This window comes from Kutzneria sp. NPDC052558, from assembly GCF_044547355.1.
GTDB lineage: Bacteria > Actinomycetota > Actinomycetes > Mycobacteriales > Pseudonocardiaceae > Kutzneria.
On the sequence record NZ_JBIUAG010000003.1, the window covers coordinates 382,607 to 405,972 of the forward strand.

The following is a 23,366-nucleotide window of genomic DNA, read 5'->3' on the forward strand; positions in this document are numbered from 1 at the left end:
CGCCGTTCCCGCTCGTGGGCGACGCGGACACGGGACAGGTGCACAGCCGAACACCCGCACCGACAATCGCCTCCCGGTAGCGACCGGGACGGGGCCGGAACCACCCGGCTCCCCGAGGGCGACCGCCGCGCCGGACCCACCGCCTCCCTGGTGTCCGCGAGCGCCCCGCGGTCGAGACGCCACCCTCGACGGTCGCTCACACAACGCGGTAGAGGCGATGGCCAGGTGTTCGGCGGAAGATGGAGAGCGCCAGGGGCGCGCACCACAAGGTGCCCCCTGGCGCCCCATCATGTCCGGGGCGGTTACTTCGCCTCGATGGCGGTCAGGACCGCGGTCAGGACCGCCACCGCGCCTTCCTTGTCCAGGGGCTCGTTGCCGTTGCCGCACTTGGGGGACTGGACGCAGGAGGGGCAGCCCATCAGGCACTCGCAGGAGGCGATGGCTTCGCGGGTGGCAGTGAGCCAGGGGATGAGGGCGGCGTGGCCGCGGTCGGCGAAGCCGGCGCCGCCGGGGTGGCCGTCGTGCACGAACACGGTGGGGAAGCCGGTGTCGGCGTGCAGGGCGGTGGAGACGCCGCCGATGTCCCAGCGGTCGCAGGTGGCGAACAAGGGGAGCAGGCCGATGGCGGCGTGCTCGGCGGCGTGCAGGGAGCCGGGGACGCGGGGTGGGTCGATGCCGGCGGCCGCCACCAGATCCTCGCTGACGGTGTACCAGACGGCCCGGGTGCGCAGGGTCTGCTCGGGCAGGTCGAGGGGGACCTGGTCGATGACCCGGCCGGAGGGGAGTTTGCGCAGGTAGCCGACGACCTGCGAGGTCACGTCGACCTCGCCCAGGCACACGGTGACGCCGGCGAAGGACTCCCGCTTGGCGGTGTGCACGACGGAGATGTCGACGACGTTGCGGGGCTGGGTGGTCCACTCCGGGTCCTCGGCGTGCACGAGGGCCAGGCCGTCCTCGATGGCGAGCTCGTCGACCACGTACGAGGTGCCCTGGTGCAGGTAGAGGGCCCCGGGATGGACCTGCCAGGTGGCGGAGCCGGGGTCGACGGTGCCGAGCATGCGGCCGGAATCGCCCTCGACGACGGCGATCTGCTCGCCGCCGGAGCCACGGATGTCGACGCCGGCGTGGGGCCGCTCGCGCGAGGTCCAGTACCAGCCGGTGGGGCGCTTGCGCAGCAGGCCGTCGCGAACGAGGTCGTCGACGATCTCCCGGCTGGCGCCGCCGAAGGTCTCCAGGCAGTCGGGGGTGAGCGGCAGCTCGGCGGCGGCGCAGGCCAGCTGCGGGGCCAGCACGTACGGGTTCACGGGATCGAGCACGGTGGCTTCGACCGGCTTGTCGAGCACGGCGGCGGGATGGTGCACGAGGTAGGTGTCGAGCGGATCGTCCCGGGCCACGAACACGACCAGCGACCCGTCGCCGGTGCGGCCGGCACGGCCGGCCTGCTGCCAGAACGAGGCCAGGGTGCCGGGATAGCCGGCGACGACGACGGCGTCGAGGCCGGCGATGTCCACGCCGAGTTCGAGGGCGTTGGTGGTGGCGACGCCGAGCAGCCGGCCGTCGGCCAGGGAGCGTTCCAGCGCCCGGCGTTCCTCGGGCAGAAAACCGGCGCGGTAGGCGGCGACCCGGCCCACAAGGTCGTCGTCGACCTCGGCCAGCAGCCGGCGAGCGGCCAGAGCGGTCAGCTCGGCGCCGCGTCGGGACCGGACGAAGGCCAGGGTCCGGGCCTTCTCGATGACGAGGTCGGCCAGGATCCGGGCGGCCTCGCTGCCGGCGGCCCGGCGGATGGGGGCGCCGTTCTCGCCGGCGAGCTCCTCCAGCAGCGGCGGCTCCCACAGGGCGACGGTCCGCTCGCCCCGCGGCGAAGCGTCCTCGTCGACGGCCTCGAAGGTGAGACCGCACAGCCGCTCGGCGAAGCCGGCCGGGTCGGCGACGGTGGCCGAGGCCAGCACGAACACCGGCGAGGCCCCGTACTTGGCGGCGACCCGCCGCAGCCGCCGCATCAGCAGCGCCACGTGGGAGCCGAAAACGCCGCGGTAGGTGTGGCACTCGTCGACGACGACGTAGGCGAGTCGGCGGAAGAACGACGACCAGCGGGCGTGGTTGGGCAGCACGCCCCGGTGCAGCATGTCGGGGTTGGTGAACACCCAGCGGGAGTGGGCGCGGACCCAGTCCCGCTCGACCATGGGGGTGTCGCCGTCGAACGACGCCGGGCGCGCGCCGTCGACCCCGAGCGCCACGACGGACCGGAGCTGATCGGCCCCCAGCGCCTTGGTCGGCGACAGGTACAGGGCGGTCGCCCGCGAATCTTCAGCCAGACGGCTCAGCACCGGCAGCTGGTACCCGAGCGACTTCCCGGACGCCGTTCCTGTGGCGAGCACCACATGTTTGCCCGACCAGGCGAGTTCGGCGGCCCGGGCCTGGTGCGCCCAGGGCCGCTCGACGCCGGCCTCGCCCAGGGCGCTGACCAGCTGGTGATCAACCCAGGCCGGCCAGTCCACCCGGCGGCCGGGCCGCTCGGGCTGGTCGGTGACGTGCGTCAGCGGCGACTCGCCCGCCGGCACGCCGGCCAGCACCCGTCGCAGCAGTTCACGACCACGCTCGGTTCCGCCCACAGCCCCGAGCTTCGCACACAGGTGCGACACCACTCGACCGGCCGAGCGGGCGTTCACGTTCGGTGTCTGACGGCGCATCGCGACAGGCGGCGCAGACGCCTTCTGTATCGATTCACACCATCTGTCGAACATAACGGACTGTGAACGGATCGGGACTGATCGTCTGGCCGACTTGACCGACCAATAGACTCCGCCGGCATCGCACCCTTGTGTGAGGGTGCACACGCTGCGTCGGAGCCGACGCACGACACCGGCTCCTGGCGCTGACGGCTGTAACACGCATGACGTCACCAGGAGGACGGATGTCCCGGCAAGTACTCGCGGACAGCGCTGTCACGCTGTCCGGGGGTGACTACACCATCGTCGGTGTGGTCGCCGTGGTCGCCATCGTCGCCCTCGTCATCGCGTTCGTGCTGCGCAAGGAGGTGCTGGCCGCCGGCCAGGGCACTCCGAAGATGCAGGACATCGCGAAGGCGGTTCAAGAGGGCGCCGCGGCCTATCTCAACCGGCAGTTCCGCACGTTGGCCATCTTCGTGGTCATCGTCTTCGTGCTGCTGTTCTTCCTTCCCGCGGACAGCATTGCCGAACGGATCGGCCGCTCTGTCTTCTTCATCATCGGCGCCGTCTTCTCGGCCGCGATCGGTTACCTCGGCATGTGGCTGTCGACCCGCGCGAACCTGCGCGTGGCCGCGGCCGCGAACGAGTCCGAAGGCGGTCGCGAGAAGGCGATGCGGGTAGCTTTCCGCACCGGCGGTGTGGTCGGCATGAGCACGGTTGGGCTCGGCCTGCTGGGCGCGTCCCTGGTCGTGCTGGCCTTCGCCGGCCAGGCCCCCAAGGTGCTGGAAGGCTTCGGCTTCGGCGCCGCCCTGCTCGCGATGTTCATGCGTGTCGGCGGCGGCATCTTCACCAAGGCCGCGGACGTGGGCGCCGACCTGGTCGGCAAGGTCGAGCAGAACATCCCCGAGGACGACCCCCGCAACGCCGCCACCATCGCCGACAACGTCGGCGACAACGTGGGTGACTGCGCCGGCATGGCGGCCGACCTGTTCGAGTCCTACTCGGTGACCCTGGTCGCCGCGCTGATCCTGGGCTCGGTCGCGTTCGGCTCGCAGGGCCTGCTGTTCCCGCTGATCGTGCCGGCCATCGGCGTGCTCACCGCGGTGATCGGCGTCTACATCACCAAGGCCCGCCCGGGCGAGAACGGCCTGGCGGCCATCAACCGCTCGTTCTACATCTCCGCGGTGATCTCCGCGGTGCTGTGCACCATCGCGGCCTTCGCCTACCTGCCCAGCACCTTCGCCAAGCTCAACCACGGCATCTCCGACGGCGGCAACCCGGCGCTGATCGCGGCGGTCGCGGTGATCATCGGCATCGTGCTGGCGGCGATCATCCTGTGGCTGACCGGCTACTTCACCGGCACCGAGTACAAGCCGGTCAAGACGGTCGGCGAGACCTCGCTGACCGGCGCGGCCACGGTCATCCTGTCCGGCATCTCGGTCGGCTTCGAGTCCGCCGTCTACACCGCGCTGGTCATCGGCGCGGCCGTGTACGGCGCGTTCCTGCTGTCCGGCAGCGTCGCGGTCGCCCTGTTCGCGGTGGCCCTGGCCGGCACCGGCCTGCTCACCACGGTCGGCGTCATCGTCGCCATGGACACCTTCGGCCCGGTCTCCGACAACGCGCAGGGCATCGCCGAGATGTCCGGCGAGATCAGCGAGGACGGCGCGAAGCTGCTCACCGAGCTGGACGCGGTCGGCAACACCACCAAGGCGATCACCAAGGGCATCGCGATCGCGACCGCCGTGCTGGCGGCGACCGCCCTGTTCGGCTCCTACGTCAACGGCGCCGGCCTGGACGTCGTCTCGCAGAACGTGAGCGCGGCGTTCGCGGTGTTCACGCCGAGCACCCTGGTCGGCCTGATCGTCGGCGCGGCCGTGGTGTTCATGTTCTCCGGCCTCGCCGTCAACGCGGTGACCCGGGCGGCCGGCGCGATCGTGTTCGAGGTGCGCCGCCAGTTCAAGGACAACCCGGGCATCATGGACGGCACCGTGCGTCCGGAGTACGGCAAGGTCGTGGACATCTGCACCCGCGACTCGCTGCGTGAGCTGGCCACCCCGGGTCTGCTGGCCATCCTGGCCCCGATCGCGGTCGGCTTCGGCCTCGGTGTCGGCCCGCTGGCCGGCTACCTGGCCGGCGCCATCGCCACCGGCACGCTGATGGCGGTGTTCCTGGCCAACTCCGGTGGCGCCTGGGACAACGCCAAGAAGCTGGTCGAGGACGGCAACCACGGCGGCAAGGGGTCCGACGCGCACGCCGCGACGGTCATCGGCGACACCGTGGGCGACCCGTTCAAGGACACCGCGGGCCCGGCCATCAACCCGCTGATGAAGGTCATGAACCTGGTCTCGGTGCTGATCGCGCCGGCCATCGTGGCCCTGAGCGCGGCCGACCAGTCGCCGGCCATCCGCATCTCCATCGCGGTGGTCGCGGTCATCGTCATCGTGGCCGCGGTGGTGGTGTCCAAGCGTCGCAGCACGACGATCGCGGACGCCCCGGCCGAGGCCGTGAGCAACGGCGTGGGCTGATTTACTGAACTGGCACGGCCCGTTTCGGAGGGTATCCTCCGGAACGGGCCGTTTCGGCAGGGTTTGTCCTCCAACAAGGTGTCGGGGACTACTCCCGATGGGTGCCGGCGCTGTGTTATGTCACTCTGTCGGTCACGGCATTGCGTGCCATCGGGCCCCGACGGTGCATAGTGGCGGGCTGGGGACACAGGTAGACAAGAGAGCGGGACGGCGTGGCTGGATCGACAAAGGCGAACAAGAGCGGTGCCGGGGAGAACGGGTCCGGCCACCGCAGGTTGGTGATCGTCGAGTCGCCCGCCAAGGCCCGCAAGATCGCCTCCTACCTGGGCCGCAACTTCGTCGTCGAGTCGTCGAAGGGCCACATCCGGGACCTGCCGCGCAAGGCGGCGGAGATCCCGGCCAAGTACAAGGGCGAGCCCTGGGCCAACCTCGCCGTGGACATCGAGCACGGCTTCGAGCCGGTCTACATCGTCACGCCGGACAAGAAGTCGACGGTCACCGAGCTCAAGGAGAAGCTCAAGGACGTCGACGAGCTCTACCTGGCGACAGACGGCGACCGCGAGGGCGAGGCCATCGCCTGGCACCTGCTGGAGACGCTCAAGCCCAAGGTGCCGGTGCGCCGGATGGTCTTCCACGAGATCACCGAGCCGGCCATCCTGGCCGCCGCGGCCAACCCCCGCGACCTGGACACCGACCTGGTCGAGGCCTACGAGACCCGCCGCATCCTGGACCGTCTCTACGGCTACGAGGTCTCACCCGTGCTGTGGAAGAAGGTCATGCCGAAGCTCTCGGCGGGCCGGGTGCAGTCGGTGGCGACCCGCATCGTGGTCCAGCGCGAGCGCGAGCGGATGCGCTTCGTCACGGCCTCCTACTGGGACATCGGCGCGCAGCTGGACGCCGGCGCGGACGCCGACCCCCGCCAGTTCGCCGCCCGCATGGTGCAGGTGGACGGCGTGCGGCTGGCCACCGGCCGTGACTTCGGCGCCGACGGCAAGCTCAAGGGCTCCGGCGACGTCCGGGTGCTGACCGAGACCGAGGCCCGTGCCCTGGCCGGCGGGCTGGCCAACGCCACCCTCAAGGTCACCTCGGTCGAGGAGAAGCCGTACACGCGGCGACCCTACGCACCGTTCATGACGTCCACGTTGCAGCAGGAGGCCAGCCGCAAGCTGCGCTTCTCCGCGGACCGCACGATGAGCACCGCGCAGCGGCTGTACGAAAACGGCTACATCACCTACATGCGTACCGACTCGACCACGCTGTCGGAGTCGGCGGTCGCGGCCGCCCGGGCCCAGGCCACCCAGCTCTACGGGGCCCAGTACGTCTCGGACAAGCCGCGCCAGTACACCCGCAAGGTCAAGAACGCCCAGGAGGCGCACGAGGCGATCCGCCCCGCCGGCGAGGTGTTCCGCACCCCCGGCGAGGTCGCCAACGAGCTGGCCGCCGACGAGTTCCGCCTCTACGAGCTGATCTGGCAGCGGACCATCGCGTCGCAGATGAACGACGCCCGCGGCACCACCATGAGCGTGCGCATCGCCGGCACCTCGACCACCGGCGAGGTGTGCACCTTCGCCGCCTCCGGCCGCACCATCACCTTCGCCGGCTTCCTCAAGGCCTACGTCGAGTCGATCGACTCCGAGGCCGGCGGCGAGGCCGACGACGCCGAGCGCCGGCTGCCGCAGCTGGTCAAGGACCAGGCGGTGACCGCGGTCGAGCTGACCGCCGACGGGCACACCACCAGCCCGCCGCCGCGCTACACCGACGCCAGCCTGATCAAGACCATGGAAGAGCTGGGCATCGGCCGGCCGTCGACCTACGCGACGATCATCAAGACCATCCAGGACCGCGGCTACGTGTGGAAGCGCGGCTCGGCGCTGATCCCGTCCTGGGTCGCGTTCGCCGTGATCGGCCTGCTCGAGCAGCACTTCGAGCGGCTGGTGGACTACGACTTCACCGCCGCCATGGAGGACGAGCTGGAGCGGATCGCCGCCGGCGACCAGCAGCGCACCAACTGGCTCAACGGCTTCTACTTCGGCGGCGACATCGGGCCGGACGGCTCGGTCGGCCGCGGCGGCGGCCTGAAGAAGCTGATCGACGCCAGCGTCGAGGGCATCGACCCGCGCCAGATCAACTCGATCCCGATGTTCACCGACGACAACGGGCACACCGTGGTCGTCCGGGTCGGCCGGTTCGGGCCGTACCTGGAGCGCGAGGTCGACGGGGAGTCGCAGCGGGCCAACCTGCCCGAGGGCATGCCGCCGGACGAGCTGACGCCCGAGGTGGCCGAGAAGCTGTTCGCCACCCCGATCGAGGGCCGCACGCTGGGCACCGACCCGGTGACCGGGCACGAGATCGTGGCCAAGGACGGCCGCTTCGGCCCGTACGTCACCGAGATCCTGCCGGAGCCGGCCGCGGCCGCCAACGGCAAGAAGGCCACCGCCCCCAAGCCGCGGACCGGCTCGCTGTTCAAGGCCATGTCGCTGGACACGGTGACCCTGGAGGACGCGCTCAAGCTGCTGTCGCTGCCGCGGATCGTGGGCAAGGACCCCGAGTCCGGGGCGGAGATCACCGCGCAGAACGGCCGCTACGGCCCGTACCTGAAGAAGGGCACGGACTCCCGGTCGCTGGCCACCGAGGACCAGCTGTTCACGGTCACGCTGGACGAGGCGCTGAAGATCTACTCGGAGCCCAAGAAGCGCGGCCGCCAGTCGGCCGCGTCGGCGCCGCCGCTCAAGGAGATGGGCAACGACCCGGTCTCCGGCAAGCCGATGGTGGTCAAGGACGGCCGGTTCGGCCCGTACGTCACCGACGGCGAGTACAACGCCTCGCTGCGCAAGAGCGACAGCGTGGAGGAGCTGACCGACGAACGGGCGGCCGAGCTGCTGGCGGAGAAGCGGGCCAAGGGCCCGGCCCCGAAGCGGACCACCACCCGCAAGCCGGCGGCGGAGAAGAAGCCGGCCGCCGAGAAGAAGACGGCCACCAAGGCCACCGCGGCCAAGAAGCCCGCCGCCAAGAAGGCCCCGGCCAAGACCAAGGGCTAGCTAGCCGCCCCGATTGCCACATGCGCTTCCTGTATGGCGTCCAATGCCACATAGGAAGCGCATGTGGCATCTCGGGCCACGCGAAGAGCGCGCATGTGGCACTGGTGGCCGGCGTTGTCGGTTTACGCTGGTGTCATGGCAGGCGAGTTCGGGCCGGACGGCACCCAGGCGTTGCCGCCGCTGCCGGTGTATCCGGACGCGCTGAGCGGGCTCGCGGCAGCGTCCTTCACCGACCCCGCGACGTGGTCGGCGTCCTTCGACGAGGTGCCGGACACCGTGGTGCCGCCGCCGGTTCCGCTGGTGCCGACCAACCAGCAGCAGGTGCGCGCCGCTGCCCAGCGTGAGCTGGCGCGGGATCGGGCCCGCCGCCCCGCCCCGCCGCCGTATCAGCCGACGCCGCTGCCGCCCGCGGCCGGCCTCCCGTACACGAGGTCGGCGCCGACGATCGGGTTGCAAGCGGCCGGTGGCCTGCCGCCCGCCCCGTCCGCGGTGCAGCAGACCCAGCGCAAGAACGCCGCGGCCGGCTGCATCGGCTGCGCGGTGGTGCTGGTGTTCGTGTTCATCGTGCTGGTGGTCGTGGTCGTCGCGGTGGGCTCGCAGCCGTGAGGCGTATCGCCGAGGTGATGGGCATCCCGGCGTTCCGCCGGCTCTGGACGTCCGCGTACCTGTGCTGCGTCGGCGACTGGCTGTCGCTGCTGGGCCTGTCCTCGCTGCTGGCGACCCTCACCGGATCAAGTGAGTTCGCGCTGAGCGGGGTCGTCGCCACCCAGCTGCTGCCGGGGCTGCTGCTGGCCCCGCTGGCCGGGCACCTGGCCGACCGGTTCGACCGCCGCAAGGTCATGATCGCCACCGACCTGGCCCGCTGTGCCCTGTTCCTGTCCATCGCCGTCATCGGCACGACCTGGTGGCTCTTGGCGGCCAACTTCCTGGTCGGCTGCTGCTCGATGCTGTGGATCCCGGCCAAGGACTCGGCCCTGCCGACCCTGCTGCGCCGTCCCGAGCAGGTGCAGACGGCCAGCCAGCTGACCCTCGTCACCACCTACGGGCTGGCCTTACTGACCGGCGCCGGCCTCTACTCGGTGATCACGGCGATCGCGCCGCAGTCGGACGTGCACGTCATCGTGGTGATCAACGGTCTGCTCTACCTGAGCTCGGCCCTGGTGATCGCCACCCGGCTGCCCGAGGCCTCCGGCCGGTGGACCGCGCCGCCGACCGGCGAGCCGGGCATGGCCCGCGACGGCCTGCGCTACGTGCGCGGCAGCCGGCTGGTGCGGGGTCTGGTGATCGGCATCGTCGGGGCGCTGACCGCCGGCGGCACGGTGATCGCCATCGCCCGCCCGTACGCCACCGAGCTGCACGGCGGCGAGGCGGCGTTCGGCACGCTGGTGATCGCCATGTTCATCGGCCTGGTGATCGGCGTGGTCGGCACCTCCCGGCTGCGGCTGCCGTTCGGGGCGGCGATCGTCGCCGCCGGCGCGCTGCTGGTGGCCGTGGCGGTCGCCCCGCACCTGTGGTTCGCGCTGGTGGCCGTCGCTCTGGTCGGCACGTGCGCGGGGGTCGCCTTCGTGACCGGGCTGACGATGATCGGCGCGCAGGTGCCGGACGAGGTCCGCGGCCGGGTCAACGCCTTCGTGCAGGCCCTGGTCAAGGTGGTGCTGTTCGCCGCGACGACCACGGCGCCGGTGCTGGTGGACGTGGTCGGCGTGCGGTCGGCGCTGCTGGTCGCGGCCGCGGTGGCCGCGGTGGCCGGGGCCTTCGCGCACCGGCAGTTGGCCGCGCGGCATCATGTCAGGGTGACCGAGCAGGTGCAGGCATGACGGTGTGGGCCGAAGTCGTCGGCCAGCCCCACGCGGTCGAGGTGCTCAGCACCGCCGCCGAGGCCGCGGCCGATCTGGTCGCGGGCCGCCCGACCACGCCGGGCGCGATGACCCACGCGTGGCTGTTCACCGGCCCGCCCGGCTCTGGCCGGTCCACCGCCGCCCGAGCGTTCGCCGCCGCCTTGCAGTGCGAGGCCCCGGGTGGCCCGCGCGGCTGCGGTCAGTGCCAGGCCTGCCGTACGACCATGCACGGCACCCACGCCGACGTGCGGCTGGTGGTGCCGGAGGGGCTGTCGATCTCGGTGGCCGAGATGCGGGCGCTGGTCCAGGTCTCGGCCAAGCGGCCGACCACCGGGCGCTGGCAGGTCGTGATCATCGAGGACGCCGACCGGTTGACCGAGGGCGCGGCCAACGCGCTGCTCAAGGCGGTGGAGGAGCCGCCGGACCGGACCGTGTTCCTGCTCTGCGCGCCGTCCGACCACCCGGACGACATCTCGGTGACGATCCGGTCCCGGTGCCGTGCGATCGGCCTGCGCACGCCGGCCACCGCGGCCATCGCCGAGGTGCTGGAGCAGCGTGACGGCATCGAGCCGGCCACGGCGCAGTGGGCAGCGTCGGTCTGCGGCGGCCACATCGGCCGGGCCCGCCGGCTGGCCACCGACCCGCAGGCGCGGCAACGACGCGAGTCGGTGCTGGCGATTCCGTTGGGGCTGCGGCGGTTCGGCGACATCTTCACCTGCGCCGACGCCCTCGTGAAGGCGGCCGAGGCCGACGCCGTCGCGGCCAACGAGGACCGCAACGCCGCTGAGACCGAGGCGTTGAAGACCGCGATGGGGGCCGGCGGCACCGGCAAGGGCACCGCGTCGGCCACCCGCGGCGCGGCGGGCGCGTTGAAGGAGCTGGAGAAGCGGCAGAAGTCCCGAGCCACCCGGACCCAGCGCGACTCGCTGGACCTGGCCCTGGTCGACCTGATGGGCTTCTACCGGGACGTGCTGGTGACCAAGGCGCGGGCCGAGGTGCCGCTGAACCATCCCGACCGGGCCAACGACATCGCCAACGCCGCGTCGATGTGGACCTCGGAGTCGGCGCTGCGCCGGCTGGAGGCGGTGCTGGCCTGCCGGGACGCGTTGCAGCAGAACGTGAAGCCGCGGTTCGCGGTCGAGGCGATGATCACCTCGATGCACCGCGGCTAGCGGTCACGAAGCCGCTGCTGGCCTCCTTGCGCAGTGGTCGCCCGTAGCTCGCGGCCACCGGGCCGAGGTCGTGTTCGGTCGGCCGCCAGCCGTGGTCGGTCAGCCACTGGCTCGCCGGCCGGTCAAGGCCGCCCTTCCAGAGCGCCGAATACCGTTGCATGGACGGGGAATTCGTGGCCTGGTCCTGGTAGGACCGGTCGCCGCGTTCGAACGCGATCCGGCTGCTCTGGGCCGACAGGGTCGTGACGGTCGTGAGGAGGCGGTCGGCGTCCTGCGGCGTGAGGTAGATCAGCAGCCCCTCGGCCAGCCAGGCCGTCGGCTCCTGCGGCCGGAAACCGTTGTCCTGTAGTGCCTTCGCCCAGTCCGTGCGGAAATCCGCCGGCACCACCGCTCGCGTGCAACGGGGTTCGGCGTCGGCCAGCACGGATTCCTTGAACGCCAACACCTTCGGCAGATCCAGTTCGTACAGGCTCACGCCGGCCGGCCAGTCCAGTCGGTAGGCCCGGCTGTCCAGGCCGGCGGCCAGCAGCACCACCTGCCGGCAGCCGGCCGTGAGCAGGTAGTCGTCGTAGAACCGGGTGCGGATGATCGCGTGGAACGCGAACGACATCGACAGCGGCGTCCGCTCGCCGCCGGGCACCTGATCCGGGGCCGCCGCGCAGAACCTCGCCGCCCAGGGGTCGTCGAACAGGCCGTCCGGCCGCTCGCTCTCGGCCGCCCGCACCCGGGCCATGCCCAGCGCCGTCGTGCTCACCTCGTCCATGGCCGTGGAGATTACATCGCTACCGATGAATCGCCAACGATGTAAGGTGCCGGCATGGACGGCGTGCGGCTGCACCGGCTGGGCAAACGACTCATCGACCTGGCCCGGCAGGTCACCACCGACGCCGGCGACACCGAACTCACCCCCGGCGAGGTCGCCGTGCTGGAGGACGTGCTCAAACACCCCGGCAGCGCCGTCACCGAGATCCAGGCCCGCACCGGCTTCGCCCAGAGCCACGTGTCCGCCTCGGTCGCCCGGCTGCGCGAGCGCGGCCTCATCGTCGCCACCCCTGACCCCCAGGACCGCCGCCGCACCCGCCTCACCCTGGCCGAGATCGCCAACCAGGCCATCATGCGCCGAGCCGGCCGTCCCGCCGACGCCACCATCGCCGAGGCCGTCGGTCCCGACCGGGCCGAACGGGTGATGCAATTGCTCGACGAACTGGCTGACCTACTGCCCTGACCAGCTGCTTTGCTCCCAGCCGTTTTCGGGCACCCCCGATATCCCAGAGTAGTGGGGATTGCTGGCAGTGCTGTACCTCCGCGAGCTCTGGGACATACCGAATGCGGGTTTCGGGCAGGTCAGGCCAGCTCCAGCTGCAGCCACTTGGCCAGGTCCTTGATCTCCCGCTGCACGGCGGCGGTCATGGCCTTGGTGAAGGGCTCGTCCTCGTGGACGGCGTTGATCCGCAGCACGCCGGCCTTGCGGTCGGCGGCGGCGTCGACCTTGCCGATGAGCTCGTCGCCCCACAGGATCGGCAGGGCGTAGTAGCCCCAGCGGCGCTTGGCGGCCGGTTTGTACATCTCCAGCTGGTAGTCGAACTGGAAGAGCTCGGTCATGCGCTTGCGGTCGTAGACCAGGCGGTCGAGCGGCGACAGGAGGGCGGTGCGGCCGGAGAAGGGCTGCCCGAGCTGGGCGGGGTCGACCCGCCATTGCCCGCGCACGCCCTCGATCACCGCCGGTTCGCCGACCTCGCCGACGTCGTTGGGCTCGACGGGGCACTCGGGGCCCTTGGCGCGGGCTATGCCCAGGGAGCGCAGGCGTTTCTCGGCGCGCAGGCGCAGCGACTCGGCCAGCGGCACGGCGGGTTGATCGGGGTAGACGCGTTCGGCGAGATCCCACAGGCGGCCGCCATCGCTGCCAGACACGGCGACATCGCCGGCCAGGACCATGAACTCCAGCATCTGCGTGACGTTGCGGTTGTTGGTCCAGCCGCTGGACTTCCACGGCACCACGCAGGTGTCCTCGAACGCGCGGGCCGGGAGCGGCCCTTCCACGTCGAGCCGGCTGAGGATGTTCTGCCGGCAGATCTCGTTGGCCCGCAACCACTTGTGCTGTTGCTGACGCCAACCGGGGCCATCGCCGGGCCAGGCGGCCATCTCGGCCCGGTACAGGGCGATGTCCTCGGCCGGCCGGATCATCAGCCGCAGGTCCACAAGGGACCGCGAGGCCAGCGCCCCGGCCAGCTCGGACGGTGAATAGCCGGAGCCGAGCCGGCTCCAGGCCACCAGGTCGGCGCTGGGCGCGACGGCGGCGGTGTTGTCGACCTGCAAGAGCGTCAGGCCGCGCACCACGTCGTGCAGATCGGCCGGCCGGGACTTGCCCAGCAGTTGAGCCCGCACGGCGATGCGCCGCGCGTCGGTTCTGGACAGCTCGTGGACCGCCATCGGTCGAGGCTAATGCGTGTGCCCCAGCGCGCGGGAGACATCACGGGCAGCGGCCACGACGCGCGGCCCCAGCGCGATCAGCTCCGGCAGCGTGTGCTCCAGCGCCAGCGTGGACACGCTCAAGCCGCCGACCACGGTCCCGTTGTGGTTGCGCACGGCCGCCCCCACACAGCGCACCCCCGGCTCGTTCTCCTGCTCGTCCAAGGCGAAACCGCAGCTGCGGACCCGGTTCAGCTGCGCGCGCAACCGCAGCGGGTCGGTGATCGTGCCCGGCGTGCGGGCGGTCAGCTCCAGCCCGTTCATGTCCCTTGTGGACAGAACTGCCTTGCCGATCGCCGTGCAGTGCAACAACAACCGGCCGCCGATGCGCGAAGCCATCCGATACGGCTTGCCGCCCTCGACCTTGTCCACGTAGACGAGCTCGTCGCCCAGCAGCATGGCGAAGTGCACGGCGCACCCGGTGCTGGCCTGCAACGCCTCCAGCACCGGGCGCGCCCGCTCGACGGAATCCACCGGTTGCAGCACATTTCCGGCCAGCACCAGCACCTTCGGGCCGATCCGGTAGTCGCCGTCGGCGGTGGCCACCGCGAAACCGGTGTCGACCAGCGTGCGCAGCACCCGGTGCACGGTCGACTTGGGAAAGCCGGTGACCCGGGTCAGCTCGCTGATCCGCGAGTGCTGGGCGAGCGCCGCCAGCACGGCCAGGGCCTTCTCGACCGCGCCCTCGGTCAACGCGACATCCACCCGCCGTCGACGACCAGCACGTGACCGTTGACGTAGTCCGAGGCCGGCGAGGCCAGGAACACCGCCGCGCCCACCAGGTCCTCGGGCCGGCCCCAGCGACCGGCCGGGATGCGGCCGCGGATCGCCGGCTCACGGCCCGGGTCGGCCCGCAGCGCCTCGGTGTTGTTGGTCTCGATGTAGCCGGGCGCGATGGCGTTGACCTGCACGCCGTGCGGGGCCCACTCGTTGGCCAGCGCCTTGGTCAGGCCGGCTACGGCGTGCTTGCTGGTGGTGTAGCCGCTGACGTTGATGCCGCCCTGGAAGCTCAGCAGCGAGGCGATCGTGACGATCTTGCCGGAGCCACGGGCGATCATCTGCCGGCCGACGGCCTGGCTCAGCGCGAACACCGAGTCCAGGTTCACCGCCTGCACCCGCCGCCAGTCGGCCAGCGACACGTCGGCGGCCGGCTGCCGGTGGATGATGCCGGCGTTGTTGACCAGCACGTCCACCTCCCGCCGGGCCAGCAGCTCGGCCAGCGCCGGCTCCACCGCGTCCGGCTCGGCCAGGTCGACGACCATCGTCTCCACGCCGGCGCCGGCGGCCCGCGCCTCGGCCGTGACCTCGGCGAAGTCCGGGCTGTGCCCGAGCAGCACCAGGTCGGCCCCGGCCTGGGCCAGGCCGACCGCGATCGCCTTGCCGATGCCGGTCCGGGCCCCGGTGACCAGGGCGGTCTTTCCCTTGAGCGAGAACATCAGCGCAGCTCCGTCACGGCGACCTGGTCCATGTCGGTGAACGCCTGGTTCTCGCCGGCCATGGCCCACACGAAGGCGTACGAGTGCGTGCCGGCGCCGCTGTGGATGGACCAGCTCGGCGACACCACGGCCTGCTCGTTGGCCACGATGATGTTGCGCGTCTCCTGCGGCTCGCCGCACAGGTGCACGATGCGGTCGTTCTCCGGCAGGTCGAAGTACAGGTAGCACTCGGTGCGGCGGTCGTGGGTGTGCGGCGGCATGGTGTTCCACACGCTGCCGTCGGCCAGCTTGGTCACACCCACCACGATCTGGCTGGAGCGGATGCCGTCGGCGTGGATGTACTTGCGCAGCTCGCGGACGTTGGCCGTGGACTGCTCGCCGAGCTGGGCGAACTCCACCTCGTCGAACCGGGCCACCGCGGTCGGGTAGCTGGCGTGCGAGGTGGCCGAGAACAGGTAGAAGTGGGTCTCGGAGTCGCCGGCGTGGAACTGCACGTCCACCGCGCCCCGGCCGATGTAGAGGCAGTCGCGGTGGCCCAGTTCGTGCTTGTCGCCGTCGACCACGACGCTGCCGGCGCCGCTGACCACGACCACGGCCATCTCGCGGCGCTCCAGGAACGACGTCGACCGCAGCTGCTCCGGATTGGGCAGCGTCAGCGGCTGGCCGGGCGCCGGCGCCGCGCCGCCGAGCACGACCCGGTCCGCGTGGGTGAGGACCGTGCGCACCTCTCCGGTCCGGAACAGGTCCTCCACCAGGTAGTTCTCCCGCAGCTGGGTGGTGTCGAAACCACGCAGCTGGGAAGGGTTGGTGTGGTGCCTGACCTCCATGTGGTGCTCCTGCTGGGCTAGCGGGGGCAGCGGCGGTTGACCCCTGGCGGATGTTGCGAGCAGATGACACGATGTCGCCACTTATGGAACTACGTTCCGTCCCACGGAACAAGAGCCCCCGTGGCCACCGCCGCCGGTTACGGGGTCCGGTCTCCATTCGGGCTCCAACCTGGGAAAAAGGCGGTGAGAAGTGTTCAGACAGACCCTCGACCCGGCCGGCTCGCTCACGCTGTCCGCGTTGTTGGCGCTGATCCCCCTGTTCGCGGTGCTCGTGCTGCTCGGCGGGCTGAAGTGGAAGGCCCACTGGGCCGGCATCGCGGCATTGGCCATCTCCATCGTGATCGCCGTGGCCGGCTTCGGCATGCCGATCGGACAGACCCTGGACGCGGGCCTGTTCGGCATGGCCAACAGCGTGCTGCTGGTCCTGTGGATCACGTTCAACGCGATCTGGGTCTACAACCTGACCGTGCACAGCGGGCACTTCGAGGTGCTGCGCCGGGCCTTCAGCTCGGTCAGCGAGGACTCGCGGGTGCAGGCCATCGTGATCGCGTTCTCGTTCGGCGCGCTGCTGGAGGCCCTGGCCGGCGGCGGCAGCCCGGTCGCGATCTGCTCGGTCATGCTGATCGCGCTGGGCGTCAACCCGCTCAAGGCGGCCGCGCTGACCCTGGTCGCCGACACCGCGCCGGTCGCGTTCGGCGGCCTGGGCAACCCCATCACCGCTCTCGGCCCGATCAGCGGCCTGCCGGTGGACCAGTTCGGCGCCATGGCCGGCCGGCAGGTGTGCTTCCTGGCCGCGATCGTGCCGTTCGTGCTGCTCTACATCGCCGACGGCCGCAAGGGCGTGCGCGAGTGCTGGCCGGCCGCGCTGGTCGCCGGCCTGAGCTTCGGCATCACCCAGTTCCTGGTCTCCAGCTACCTGTCCTACCAGCTGTGCGACATCCTGGCCGCGGTCGTCTCGGCCGGCGCCCTGTTGCTGCTGGTGCGGGTCTGGCAGCCGGCCACCGCGTCGGTGACCGCCGGCGGCGGCGGGGGAGGCGGCGGTGGCGTGGCCACCGTGACCGGCGGCGACGAGGTGCGCGACAGCCGGGCCGACGTGATCAAGGCGTTCAGCCCGTACGCGATCATCGTGGTGGTCTTCTCGCTGGCCCAGATCGCGCCGATCAAGGCCGCCCTCAACACCATCGTCTGGAAGTTCGCCTGGCCCGGCCTGAGCATCCAGAACGCCGCCGGCAAGAAGGTCGACACCAACTACACCCTCAACTTCTTCGGCGCCACCGGCACCCTGCTGCTCGTCTCCGGCCTGCTCTCGCTGATCGTGCTCAAGGTCGGCATCGGGGACGCGGTCCGCATCTACGGCCGGACCGTGCGGCAGTTCGGCTGGGCGATCCTGGCCATCCTCGCCGTGTTCGCGCTGTCGTACGTGATGAACCTGTCCGGGCAGATCACCACGCTCGGCTTCTGGCTGGCCGGCGCCGGCGCCTTCTTCGCCTTCCTCTCGCCGGTCGTCGGCTGGTTCGGCGTCACCATCACCGGCACCGACGTCGGCTCCAACACCCTGCTCGGCGGCTCCCAGTTCGCCGCCGCGCACCAGCTGGGCGCCTCCCCGATCCTGTTCGGCGCGGCCAACAGCTCCGGCGGCGTGATGGCCAAGATGATCTCGCCGCAGAACCTCGCCATCGGCACCGCCGCGGTCGGCCTTGTCGGCAAGGAAGGCGAGCTGTTCCGTCGCGTCTTCGGCTGGAGCATCGGCCTCCTGCTGGTCCTGTGCGTGCTCGTCTACCTGCAGTCCACCCCCGTGCTCGGATGGATGGTGCCCTGATGTCTCTGTCGCGTAGATCCCTGATCGCCGGAGCTGCTGTCGCCGCTGGAGGAGCCTTGGTCGCCACACCCGCCGTCGCCACCGCCGACACCGCCGGCATCGGCAACCTGCGCCGCACCATGGACTACGCCGTCGCCAAGCTGCGCGCGGTCGCGCCCACGGTGACGGCCTTCCCGACCGGAACCAGGTTCGAGAAGTACACGACCGCCGCCGACGGCAGCTGGGTCGGAGGCTTCTGGCCCGGCCAGCTGTGGATGGCCTACCTCGACACCAACGACGACTTCTTCCGGCAGCTGGCCGAGTCGTGGGCGCTGAAGCTGGCCCCGCGCCAGACCAAGAACACCGACCACGACCTCGGCTTCCTGTTCCAGCCGTCGTGGGTAACCGCTTTCCACCTCACCGGCGACACGTCCTGGCGGGACGGCGCGCTGGTCGCGGCGGGCGAACTGATCAAGCGGTTCAACGACAAGGGCCAGTTCATCCGGGCCTGGGGCGCGCTGGGCACGCCCGACAACGCCGGCCGGATGATCATCGACACCATGATGAACCTGGACCTGCTGTGCTGGGCCACCAAGGTCACCGGGGACAGCAAATACCAGGACATCGCCGTCGCGCACGCCAAGACCGCGGCCAAGCACATGGTGCGGCCGGACAACACCACGTGCCACGTGTTCGACTTCGACCCCGACACCGGCGTGCCCATCGGGCAGAACACCGTGCAGGGCTACAGCGCCACCTCGTGCTGGTCGCGCGGCCAGTCGTGGGGCGTGTACGGCTTCGCGCGGATGTACCACCGCACCGGCGACCGGGCCTTCCTCGACGTGTCCCGGCGGCTGGCCGACTGGACCATCCAGCACATCACCGACGACTACATCCCGGTGTGGGACTACCGGTCGCCGTTGGCGCCCAACGACATCAAGGACTCGTCGGCCGCCACCGTCAACGCGGCGGGCCTGCTCGACCTGGCCAAGCTGACCGGCAACCCGCGCTACGAGGCCGCCGCGCTGCGGTTCCTCGACGCGCTCGGCCGGTCGAGCCTGACCACCAAGTCCACGCGGGCCGACGCCATCCTGGCCCGCGGCACCCGGAACCGGCCGGCCGAGGACGGCATCGAGATCGGGCTCCCGTACGCCGACTACTACCTGATGGAGGCGATCCTGCGGGTCCTGCGACCCGACCGGATCAAGCTCGCCCTCGACATCTGAGTCAGCCGTTGTGGTTGCGGCGCTGCCGGCGATACGGCAGCGCCGCGACCACCACCACCCCGGTCAGCAGCAACGCCGTGCCCGTCCAGAACAACGGGATCGCCGCGTACGCCGCGTTCGTGTAAGCCAGCGGCGGCGAGCCCTGCGGGGCCGGGTTCGTCGTCGGCGCGCCCGGCGTCGTCGACCCGCACACCACGCCGCCGGTCGGCGCCACCGCCCGAGCCACCTGCTCGCCCAACGTCACCTGCGCCAACGCCGACGGCAGGTTCGGCAGGCCCAGCGCGTCCGTGGGCAGCACCTGAAGATCCAGCAGCCGAGCCGTCGCGCCCAGCTGGAAACCGTCGAACGGCTGGCCCTTGATCTCCTGCGTCTTCTGGTCCAACTCGGCGATCTGCAACCGCAGCACGCCGATGTCGATCTTCTTCAGGCCCGCCGGCAGCGCACTGCCGTTCGGCAGCAGATCACCGATGATCGGCAGCTTGCCCAACTGGTCCGCGCCCGGCAGCGGCACCCCCACCGGCACATCCAGCTTCGGATTCGCCGCGTCCAGCGTGCCCAGCGACCTGCCGCCCTGCACCACCTGCAACACCGGGGCCGTGTAGGCCACCGTCGAGGTCTTCGCGTCCCCCGTCGACGTCACCTGCAACGTCGGCTGGCTCACCACGTTGACGTCCAACTCCATCGGCGTGCCCGCGAGAATCCGCACGCTGGCCACCTGCATCGTCGACGTCGACTGCACGGCCTTGTTCGGCGAGCCCGGGATGTCCACCAGCTTCACCACGGAACGAGAGCTCAACGTGTTCGGCAGGCTCACCAACGACCCCAGGCCGTCCGAGGTCGCCTTGCCCGACAACAAGCCGCCCAGCTGGCTCAACGGAGCCGTCATCGTCTTCAGCGAATCCACGACCTGGTTCGCCGTGGCCTGATCCAGCTGGCCGCTCGGATTGATCAAGCCCGTCAGGTCCGTCACGTTCGGCAGATTCGGAATCGCGTTCAACACCGACAGATCCGCCAACGACGTCTGCGCGTCCGCGATCGTGTCCACACACGGGCCCGTCGTCTCGCTCCAGCGGGCATGCACGCTGCCGTTGAGCAGACCCACCTTCAACAGCGAATCCAACGGCGTCGCCGGCGGCGTCAAACCACCCGTCGACGGCTGCGGATTGTCCGGCAACGCCGTCTGCGCCAACGACCCCGGCGTCTGCGGGGCGTTGCCCCCGACCGCGAACCCCAACGGCGACGCCTGCGCGATCGCCCGCTCATACGACAGATACGCCTCCGAGTTCGCCTGCGCGCTCGACAGGCCAAACCCCGCCTCCGCCGCCGGCTGCTTCGGCAACTCGTCCTGCAACCCCGGCAAGATCGAAGTCGTCGGCGTCGAATTCGGCAACAGCCGAACCACCGCCAAGCCCCCACCCGCATCCCCCACCGCGTGCCCCAGCGGCTGCGGCCCGTTCGCCGCCGACGCCGGCGGCTGGCCCGGATCCACCGGACCCGGCACCGGCGTCGTCGTCGGCACCCCAAACGCCGGGCCAGCACCCACCGCCAGCAAGGCGACAGCAGCCGGCAAAGCCAAGGCGAGCGGCGGTCGACCTCGCATCAGCAGCACCCTCCTCATGCCCCGGCCCCTGAGACCGGCATCACGTAGGACCTAACGACACACGTAACCGCAGGTAACGCCCCCGCTGTTACCGCGAACGAGCGAACCCGCCCGGATGAGACCCCCATCACCCCACCCGCCCCCCAACCCCAGCGCACCCACCCCACCCCGCCCGCTATAGTGGTCACGCACCACGCCGCCTTAGCTCAGTCGGCCAGAGCAGCTCACTCGTAATGAGCAGGTCGTCGGTTCGATTCCGACAGGCGGCTCGACCCTGGGACCCCCATGTCTGTGCTTCGCAGCAGACCTGGGGGTCTCGGCGTTTCACACTGGGGCTCTCGCCCCAGACCCCAAGGCAGGGCGGGCTTCGCCCCCCTGCACCCCCCGTCGGGGCTCGGCTTCGCCGTCGCCCCGACTGGCGGCTCGGCTCGCTGCGCTCGCCATTGCCGAGGGGCGGCTTTGCTTCGCTCGCCTGTGGGGGCTCGGCTTGCTGGCGCTCGCCATTGCCGAGGGAGGGCTTCGCTTCGCTCGCCGGTGCTTGGGGTTGCTGCGTTTGGCGTTGTCTAGGGCTTGCTTCGCTTGGCGGCGGGGGTGGGCCTGCTTCCCTGCTTCCTGGGTGGGCTCTGCCTGAGAGGTCCTTGGGTCTTGGGTCCTTGGGGCCTGGTTTCTTGTGCTTGGCGGCGCTTGTTCTAGTGCGCTGTGTGGGCTCGTCTTTGCTGGGGGACTTGCGGCTGGGTGGAATGGGCCACTTGGGTGATCAGTGGTGTGCGGCTGAGGTTCGCTGAATTCAGCGGTGGGTGGCGGGGATGTGCATTCGCTATCTGCGGGCGTCGAAGATGTTATGCCACGGGGGGATTGATCGTGCGATAGTCGAACTGTTCCGTGCGGTCCACCTGGGTGCCGCTGCCGGGGCGTCGTCTGGGGAAGGCGGCGGACTGGAGCGCTGAGTGGAAGAGGGGGCAACACAATGGCTACCCCCAAGATCGAAACCGGGGCGGCACGGCCCCATAGGCACACTGGACGACGTCAGCGGACGTCCATGCTCAACGGATTTCTCACCTGGTTGCAGGATCACGTTCTGTCGGCCGGTGTGATCGGCGTGGTCGAGGGCGTGCTCGGGATCCTGTCGCTGGGCGGATTGCTGAGCGGCCTGCTCGGCTCCCCGATGATCAAGGCAGCGGCGGTGGTCGCGGTGCTGCTGGGCATCCTCGGGCTGTTCATCCTGCTGGTCGCGGCCAAGGCGGAGGCCCACCGCGTGTCGGAGCAGGACCGTCGCCTCCTCCAGCACTACTGCGACCAGTTGAAGAAGCGACACCGGCACGCCTGGACGATCACCGAGTGGGACCACCTGGTGGTTCTGTCGGAGAACGGCGACAGCTACGAACGTGTGGCCTGCACCGCGATCGTCGCCTGCAATCTGCTGGATTTCTTCAGCTTCTGGGAGAGGGTGAGTTGGCGTGGCTGGCCGGAGCGGCTCCGTCGAAAGGTCACTATCGACGTGAGAAGTGCCGAGGTTGGACACGAGGGCGGAACTCGTTCTGATGTCACGAGCTCATGGATGCCGGATGGGTCGATTGAAGTCCTTGTGCATTTTAGCGAGCCGGCGGTGCGGGGTAGTGAGATTAGTATGTTATTCGAGATGCGGTGGCCGCAGAAGTCTGCGCCGTTCATGAAGAGGGTTGAGGCTGACGAGTTTGTGCGCAAGTTTGTGAAGGTACTGCCGGTGATGCGATACGTGATTGTCTTGCCGGCTGGGTATCGGCCGCGGTATGAGGTGGTGGGGCTGCGTCGTGGGGTTGACGACTACGAGCTGAAGTGCACGGAGAACAACGCGGGGCAGATGGAGATCTCGCTCATGGCCCGCAACGTGCCTGCTGATGTTCGGGCGGGAGTGAGGCTGGACCTCGTGTAGCTGGCCGCCGGGGACGGTGGCCAGCCGCACGAGATCGGCTCACTTCCCGCCGTTGCTGCCACCCTCGCCGCCGGAGCGGGTGGACTGGGGGGCGGTCAGGAAAGCAGACATGTGGTTCTCCAGGTCATGATGCGGGAACGTGGCGGGTGGACAACTTACCGTTGCCGGGTGGGGCCGGTCAGCTCGGCTCGCCGTACTGGCGAGAGCGGTCATGACCTGGGCTTCGGTCGCCTTTCTGACCATAGTGGACAGTTGGCGGCGGGAGCGTGGCCATCGCCCGGAAGAGTCGACTGGTCACGGACTGTCGAACTCTGGTGAGCGATCGGTTGGCTCGTACGACCAGCGTCGTATTTAGGGCGAGATTGTGTCGAGGTTGCCGGCCGTCTTTGGGCGTGGCGCCACACTTTGTGGGCGGACGTGGGAGCGCGTTGGCCCGGCGCGAAAAACACGTATTCTCTGCGGTGTGCTGACAGCGGACTCCGTGGGAGGTGGGTCGACTGCCTGGCATCGCGACTCCTGCAGGGTGATGCTTGACGTGGCGGCGGCGGGACGCCAAGTCAGCGCGGTTATGGGCTAGGTACGCCCGCGCTGAAATGAACGTTCGACGACCGGCCGGGTGAAGTTAACCAGGGCTGCCGGCCGCGGGAGCCGTCATGGCTCGGAGTGACGCGGTTCTGTTACCCCCTTAACCGTCGAAGGTCGGCGAAATCCTGTTCGGGTGGCTTCGGGGGCGGAGCTGGCGGGGTGGTGGCCGGCGGCTGTCGGTGGCGAGCGGGTCCTTGCTATTGGGCAAATTGTGTGAGGTCGTTGGGGGCGAGGTGTCAATGGCGGAGTGGGTTTCCATGCTCGGTATCGA

General features: G+C 70.3%; 16 protein-coding genes and 1 tRNA gene. 10 read left to right on the top strand and 7 right to left on the bottom strand.

Features of this window, described 5'->3' with window-relative positions:
• Positions 1 to 302 precede the first annotated feature (302 nt).
• Entirely contained in the window at positions 303 to 2,612 is a 2,310-nt protein-coding gene (locus ACIG5F_RS08340; RefSeq protein ID WP_396516752.1) for a DEAD/DEAH box helicase, read from the bottom strand.
• Between the two features lie 302 nt (positions 2,613 to 2,914).
• Between ACIG5F_RS08340 and ACIG5F_RS08345 the strand changes: the two genes are divergently transcribed.
• The 5 genes from ACIG5F_RS08345 (at position 2,915) to ACIG5F_RS08365 (ending at position 11,242) form a co-directional block, all read left to right on the top strand.
• Entirely contained in the window at positions 2,915 to 5,194 is a 2,280-nt protein-coding gene (locus ACIG5F_RS08345; protein WP_396516753.1) for a sodium-translocating pyrophosphatase, read from the top strand.
• Between the two features lie 212 nt (positions 5,195 to 5,406).
• Complete coding sequence (topA, locus tag ACIG5F_RS08350) at positions 5,407 to 8,232, top strand: type I DNA topoisomerase (protein WP_396516754.1); 2,826 nt, start codon at positions 5,407 to 5,409, stop codon at positions 8,230 to 8,232.
• 135 nt (positions 8,233 to 8,367) lie between these two features.
• Positions 8,368 to 8,838, top strand: coding sequence for a hypothetical protein (locus ACIG5F_RS08355; RefSeq protein ID WP_396516755.1), 471 nt, complete (start codon positions 8,368 to 8,370; stop codon positions 8,836 to 8,838).
• Positions 8,835 to 10,049, top strand: a complete 1,215-nt coding sequence (locus ACIG5F_RS08360; RefSeq protein ID WP_396516756.1) for an MFS transporter — start codon at positions 8,835 to 8,837, stop codon at positions 10,047 to 10,049. Before ACIG5F_RS08355 ends, ACIG5F_RS08360 begins: the two co-directional genes overlap by 4 nt.
• Positions 10,046 to 11,242 carry a DNA polymerase III subunit delta' gene (locus ACIG5F_RS08365; protein WP_396516757.1) on the top strand — a complete coding sequence of 399 codons (1,197 nt, stop codon included), beginning with the start codon at positions 10,046 to 10,048 and terminating at the stop codon, positions 11,240 to 11,242. Before ACIG5F_RS08360 ends, ACIG5F_RS08365 begins: the two co-directional genes overlap by 4 nt.
• On the opposite strand, the gene ACIG5F_RS08370 is transcribed toward ACIG5F_RS08365, so the two are convergent.
• Positions 11,220 to 12,005, bottom strand: coding sequence for an SAM-dependent methyltransferase (locus ACIG5F_RS08370; protein WP_396516758.1), 786 nt, complete (start codon positions 12,003 to 12,005; stop codon positions 11,220 to 11,222). The genes ACIG5F_RS08365 and ACIG5F_RS08370 overlap by 23 nt on opposite strands.
• A gap of 54 nt (positions 12,006 to 12,059) precedes the next feature.
• Here ACIG5F_RS08370 and ACIG5F_RS08375 point away from each other — a divergent pair, with 54 nt between their 5' ends.
• Entirely contained in the window at positions 12,060 to 12,467 is a 408-nt protein-coding gene (locus ACIG5F_RS08375) for a MarR family winged helix-turn-helix transcriptional regulator (RefSeq protein ID WP_396516759.1), read from the top strand.
• A 119-nt stretch (positions 12,468 to 12,586) separates the two neighbouring features.
• Here ACIG5F_RS08375 and ACIG5F_RS08380 read toward each other — a convergent pair whose 3' ends face one another.
• From ACIG5F_RS08380 to kduI, 4 genes are read right to left on the bottom strand one after another with little or no spacing between them, the layout of a single operon-like run.
• Positions 12,587 to 13,672 (bottom strand): DNA glycosylase AlkZ-like family protein, encoded by a 1,086-nt coding sequence (locus tag ACIG5F_RS08380; protein ID WP_396516760.1) that lies wholly within the window; start codon positions 13,670 to 13,672, stop codon positions 12,587 to 12,589.
• Between the two features lie 9 nt (positions 13,673 to 13,681).
• Positions 13,682 to 14,404, bottom strand: coding sequence for an IclR family transcriptional regulator (locus ACIG5F_RS08385; protein ID WP_396516761.1), 723 nt, complete (start codon positions 14,402 to 14,404; stop codon positions 13,682 to 13,684).
• A complete protein-coding gene (kduD, locus tag ACIG5F_RS08390; protein ID WP_396516762.1) occupies positions 14,401 to 15,147 on the bottom strand; it encodes a 2-dehydro-3-deoxy-D-gluconate 5-dehydrogenase KduD in 747 nt (248 codons plus the stop codon). The genes ACIG5F_RS08385 and kduD overlap by 4 nt, the downstream gene beginning before the upstream one ends.
• Positions 15,147 to 15,974, bottom strand: a complete 828-nt coding sequence (gene kduI, locus ACIG5F_RS08395) for a 5-dehydro-4-deoxy-D-glucuronate isomerase (protein ID WP_396516763.1) — start codon at positions 15,972 to 15,974, stop codon at positions 15,147 to 15,149. Before kduI ends, kduD begins: the two co-directional genes overlap by 1 nt.
• Before the next feature lie 190 nt (positions 15,975 to 16,164).
• On the opposite strand from kduI, the gene ACIG5F_RS08400 reads away from it, so the two are divergent.
• On the top strand, positions 16,165 to 17,793 hold the full coding sequence (locus tag ACIG5F_RS08400; protein ID WP_396516764.1) for an L-lactate permease: 1,629 nt from the start codon (positions 16,165 to 16,167) through the stop codon (positions 17,791 to 17,793).
• Positions 17,794 to 17,849: 56 nt separating this feature from the next.
• Complete coding sequence (locus tag ACIG5F_RS08405; RefSeq protein WP_396516765.1) at positions 17,850 to 18,998, top strand: glycoside hydrolase family 88 protein; 1,149 nt, start codon at positions 17,850 to 17,852, stop codon at positions 18,996 to 18,998.
• A gap of 1 nt (position 18,999) precedes the next feature.
• On the opposite strand, the gene ACIG5F_RS08410 is transcribed toward ACIG5F_RS08405, so the two are convergent.
• Positions 19,000 to 20,598 carry a hypothetical protein gene (locus ACIG5F_RS08410; protein WP_396516766.1) on the bottom strand — a complete coding sequence of 533 codons (1,599 nt, stop codon included), beginning with the start codon at positions 20,596 to 20,598 and terminating at the stop codon, positions 19,000 to 19,002.
• A gap of 195 nt (positions 20,599 to 20,793) precedes the next feature.
• Here ACIG5F_RS08410 and ACIG5F_RS08415 point away from each other — a divergent pair.
• Positions 20,794 to 20,867: transfer RNA gene (locus tag ACIG5F_RS08415), tRNA-Thr, on the top strand.
• Between the two features lie 770 nt (positions 20,868 to 21,637).
• Positions 21,638 to 22,510 carry a hypothetical protein gene (locus ACIG5F_RS08420; RefSeq protein ID WP_396516767.1) on the top strand — a complete coding sequence of 291 codons (873 nt, stop codon included), beginning with the start codon at positions 21,638 to 21,640 and terminating at the stop codon, positions 22,508 to 22,510.
• The last annotated feature ends 856 nt before the right edge of the window (positions 22,511 to 23,366 follow it).